Below are 3,898 nucleotides of genomic sequence, written 5' to 3' on the forward strand. Positions count from 1 at the left end.
AAAGAAAACCCCGAGTGAGCGCCCAGCACCGGGACAGGCATCTCGTATGCTCACCCCCACCAACGCCCGCACCACCCCCAGCACAGCGCAGCGCAGCCGCACCACCCGAAAGGAGCACAGGCCAAGTGACCGACACCGGCACGGAGGCGACGACCGAGGTTCCCGCGCGGACGACGGCGACCGGGACCCGACGCGGAACGGGCGATCCCGCCACCCGTGGGCGCACCACCATCTCCGACGGCGTGGTGGCGAAGATCGCCGGCATGGCGGCCCGTGACGTCGTTGGCGTCTACGCCATGGGCAGTGGAAGCGCCCGCACCCTGGGGGCGGTTCGCGATCGCGTGCCGGGCGGCAGCAGGTCGGCGACGCGCGGCGTCAAGGCGGAGGTCGGCGAGGTGCAGACCGCGCTCGATCTCGAAATCGTTGTGGAATACGGAGTTTCCATCGCCGCGGTATCCCGTACGGTACGGGAGAACGTCATCTCTGCCGTGGAACGGATGACGGGGCTCGAGGTCGTCGAGGTCAACATCAACGTCGGGGACGTCAGGTTGCCCGACGAGGAAGAGGACGACGACGAACGCCCACCGCTGCAGTAGGAGCGCGAGATGAGCATGGCTGTGATCGGCATGATCGCCGGCATGGCGCTGGGCTTCGCCGGATACTTCGGCGGCTTCGGGGCCTTTCTGCTGGTGGCCTCCCTGGGCGCGATCGGCTTCGTGGCCGGCCGGTTCGCGGACGGCGACCTCGAACCCGGGGACTTCTTCCGGGTCAGGGACCGCGGCGAGGACCGGCGGCGGTGAGCACGGTGGACATGGTGGCGGAGCCGTCGGTACCGGCCGCGGATCGCGGCGCGACCCGGATCTCCGAGCGGGTCGTGGCCAAGCTCGCCGCCCAGGCCGCCCGCGAGGCGCTCGGGGACGACGCCGAGCAGCACGCGACGGCCGTGGTGCGGCGGTCGCCCGACCCCTCGGGAGCCGGTGGGCTCGCCAGTGTTCAGCTGGAGGTCGAACTCGGGTATCCCTGTAATATCGGCGCCCGGTGCCGCCAGGTCCGCCGCCAGGTGGAGCGGCGCATCAGGGAGTTGGCCGGCATGGAGACGACCGACGTGGTCGTCGCGGTGGAACGGCTGCGTTCCGCGCACCTGACCGCCGACCGCAACGGCTCGGGGAGAGTGCGGTGATGAGCGACTCGGACGAGGACGTGGCCAACCCGGCCACCACCACACTGGAGAAGGCCGAGAAGCCGGCGGAGGCGCGAGCGGACGCCGAGGAGAGCGCGTTCGCCAAGACGACCTCCGCCGCCCGCTACGAGCCGGGCGCGGTCGAGTCGGAGACGGTGCCGCGGTTCTGGTCGGTGCGCCGGCTGCCGGCGGGCCTGGCCGCGGCGCTGCTAGTCGTGGCGGCCGGCGTGCCGCTGTACGACATCGTCTCGGTGCGGGCCGAGCGGCCGGCCGCCGCCTGGCGCCGCCGGCTCGCCGACGAGCTCGCCGCAAGGAGCCTGGACGACGCCTGGGTGGCGCTGGGCGCGGTGGCCGCGATGCTGCTCGGCGGCTGGCTCGTCGTCCTCGCCGTGACGCCAGGACTGCGGGGGCTGCTGCCGATGCGGCGCGGGGACGACGAGTTCCACGACAGGTTCCGGCGCGCCGGAATCGAGCGCGGGGCCGCCGCCGTGGTGCTGCGGGACCGGGCGCTCGAGGTGTCCGGGGTGCGCTCGGTGCGGGTGTCGGTCGGCCGCCGCCGGGTCAGGGTGTGGGCGCAGGCGCACTTCCGCGACCTGGACGTGGTCAGGGCCGATCTGGACGCGGTGCTCGGTGAGGGCATCGGGGAACTCGGCCTGGCCCGCCAGCCGGCGCTCGCCGTGCAGGTCCGCCGGCCGGCGAGGAGGTGACGGACGTGCTGACTGTCGTCAATCGGGTGCTGCTCGGCCTGCTGGGCCTCGCGCTGTTCGCCGGAGGTCTCGCGGTCACGCTGGCCGCGCTCGACCTCGCGCCGGGCAGCTGGCCCTGGAGCGGGCCGGAGGATGTGCTGCTGAGCGACGCCGACCGCACGCGGTGGCGGGACGAGGGCTGGTGGTGGACCACCGTCATCGGAGGGCTCGCGCTCGTGGTGCTGCTGTCCGTGTGGTGGCTCGTCGCGCAGCTGCGGCAGCGGCGGCTCGCCGAGGTGCTGGTGGACAGCGGCGACGGGGTGGGCGCGCTGCTGCGCGGCCGGGCGATGGAGGACGTGGTGGCCGCCGAGGCGGAGTCGCTGCCCGGCATCGACGAGGCCAGGGTCACGCTGGTCGGCCGCCGCACCCAGCCGAGGATCCGCGTCGGCCTGCTGCTCGCGCCGCACGCCAAGCCGGACGAGGCGGTGCGCCGCCTGCACCACGAGGCCGTGGAGCACGCCCGCGTCTCCGCCGGCCTCGATGTCCTTCCCGCCGAGGTCCGCCTCCGCTCCGCCAAGCACGCGCCGGAACGCCTGAGCTGACGACGCCGACGCCCCCGGGCGGGGCAGGGCCCACCACGGTGCCGAGCGGTCAGGACCGGGGGACGCCGGACGCCCTGGTGCGGCTGTCCAACGGCCGCGCCCGCGGCGGGCGGCGCCGGCCCGTGGCCGATCCATGAGGCGCTCGGTGCCCCGGTCCGGCCGGTCGCCGTGCCAGCGGCCGCCGGCGTGACGCTGCCTGGCGCGAGCCCGGCCCGGCTTGGCCGGCAACCGAACCGCGCGGGGCGAGAAGGGGATGGGTGGGGGAGAACCCTCAACGGCGGACGCGCGTCGCGAACGTCACGCCGGTGCGTGGTGGGGCGTGGGTGACCGCTCCTCCGCCCCGGCGGAGCCCGCCGCCTGACGCCGGTCCTGGACCTCCCGGCGCACGAGCAGGAACCACCCCACCGGCACGCCGGCCGCGAAGATCCACCACTGGAAGGCGTAGGCGAGGTGCGCGCCGATGCCGGTGTGGTCGGGCTCGGGCAGCGGCTGCGGCTGGCCCTCCTGCTCGGCCGGCTCTGGCGAGGTCTCCGTCAGCTCCAGATAGCCGCCCACCATCGGCACCCCGATGGCCTCCGACCGCTCCGCGCTGCTGATCATCATGACCATGCCGTCCGGCAGCCCCGAGCGCTCCCTGATGCCGGTCGTGGCGGAGGTCTCGTCGGCCATCAGCCGGCCGGTGACCGTGACCTCGCCGGACGGCGGGGCCGGGATCTCCGGAGTCCTGGTCAGGTCGGAGCCGGCCGAGATCCAGCCCCGGTTCACCAGCACCGCCGTGCCGTCCTCCTGGATCACGGGCGTGAGGACGTGGTAGCCGACGCTGCCGTCCGCGTTGGTGCGGTTGCGCACGACGACCTGGCCGTCCTCGTCGTAGACGCCGGTGGCGGTGACCGTGCGGTAGCGGTCGTCCGGGTCGGGCGCGCCGCCCACCGACGACAGCTCGCCCATCGGCACCGGCGGTGCCTCGAGGCTGGACGCGATCAGGTCGTTGCGCGCCACCCGCTGCTCGTGTCTGTGCAGCTGCCAGAACCCGAGCCAGATCATCGTCGGGATCAGCAGCAGGGCGACCAGGGTGAGGATCACCCACTGCCGGGACAGCAGAAAGCGGTACACAGCTGACGACCGTACCCGAAGGGGCTCACCTCTCCTGCGCCGGGGCCACGTCGCGCAACAACTGGGTGAAGGCCGCCTCATCCAGGATCGGGGTGCCCACCGCGCGGGCCCGCACCACCTTGGCCGTGGGCGAGTCCGGGTCGTTGGTGACCAGTAGGCTGGTGAACTTCGACACGCTGGACGCGACGTGCAGCCCGGCCTCGAAGGCCTGGTCCTCGAGCAGCTCCCGGTCCGTCGAGGTGTCGCCGGAGAACGCCACCCGCATCCCCTGCACGAGACGCCCGCCCGCCTGGTACCGGCCGGGGTTGGGGTAGGGG

At 73.8% G+C, this 3,898-nt stretch carries 7 protein-coding genes; 5 read left to right on the forward strand and 2 right to left on the reverse strand.

Going from position 1 to position 3,898, the window contains the following annotated elements; translation table 11 throughout:
• Positions 1–125: 125 nt before the first annotated feature.
• Genes E1265_RS34705 through amaP form a run of 5 tightly spaced genes read left to right on the forward strand, consistent with a single transcriptional unit; the run spans position 126 to position 2,468 of the window.
• The gene (locus E1265_RS34705) at positions 126–596 is read left to right on the forward strand and encodes an Asp23/Gls24 family envelope stress response protein (RefSeq protein WP_132934933.1); all 471 of its coding nucleotides are present in this window, start codon (positions 126–128) and stop codon (positions 594–596) included.
• Between the two features lie 9 nt (positions 597–605).
• Entirely contained in the window at positions 606–800 is a 195-nt protein-coding gene (locus E1265_RS34710) for a hypothetical protein (protein WP_132819924.1), read from the forward strand.
• Positions 797–1,180, forward strand: coding sequence for a hypothetical protein (locus E1265_RS34715; RefSeq protein ID WP_347877285.1), 384 nt, complete (start codon positions 797–799; stop codon positions 1,178–1,180). Before E1265_RS34710 ends, E1265_RS34715 begins: the two co-directional genes overlap by 4 nt.
• A complete protein-coding gene (locus E1265_RS34720; RefSeq protein ID WP_243741328.1) occupies positions 1,180–1,887 on the forward strand; it encodes a DUF6286 domain-containing protein in 708 nt (235 codons plus the stop codon). The genes E1265_RS34715 and E1265_RS34720 overlap by 1 nt, the downstream gene beginning before the upstream one ends.
• The gene (gene amaP / locus E1265_RS34725) at positions 1,884–2,468 is read left to right on the forward strand and encodes an alkaline shock response membrane anchor protein AmaP (protein WP_132934934.1); all 585 of its coding nucleotides are present in this window, start codon (positions 1,884–1,886) and stop codon (positions 2,466–2,468) included. The genes E1265_RS34720 and amaP overlap by 4 nt, the downstream gene beginning before the upstream one ends.
• Before the next feature lie 297 nt (positions 2,469–2,765).
• Here amaP and E1265_RS34730 read toward each other — a convergent pair whose 3' ends face one another.
• Together E1265_RS34730 and E1265_RS34735 are read right to left on the reverse strand one after the other, a co-directional pair.
• Complete coding sequence (locus E1265_RS34730) at positions 2,766–3,581, reverse strand: SURF1 family protein (RefSeq protein ID WP_132934935.1); 816 nt, start codon at positions 3,579–3,581, stop codon at positions 2,766–2,768.
• 25 nt (positions 3,582–3,606) lie between these two features.
• Positions 3,607–3,898: BRCT domain-containing protein (locus tag E1265_RS34735; protein WP_347877286.1), on the reverse strand; the 292-nt coding region annotated here is incomplete at its 5' end.

This window comes from Streptomyces sp. 8K308 (assembly GCF_004348315.1).
GTDB lineage: Bacteria > Actinomycetota > Actinomycetes > Streptomycetales > Streptomycetaceae > Streptomyces.

Bases quoted from the DNA above. Each gene is read 5' to 3' on its own strand.
- E1265_RS34720 (WP_243741328.1), top strand. From the start codon at position 1,180: ATGAGCGACTCGGACGAGGACGTGGCCAACCCGGCCACCACCACACTG.
- E1265_RS34710 (WP_132819924.1), top strand. From the start codon at position 606: ATGAGCATGGCTGTGATCGGCATGATCGCCGGCATGGCGCTGGGCTTC.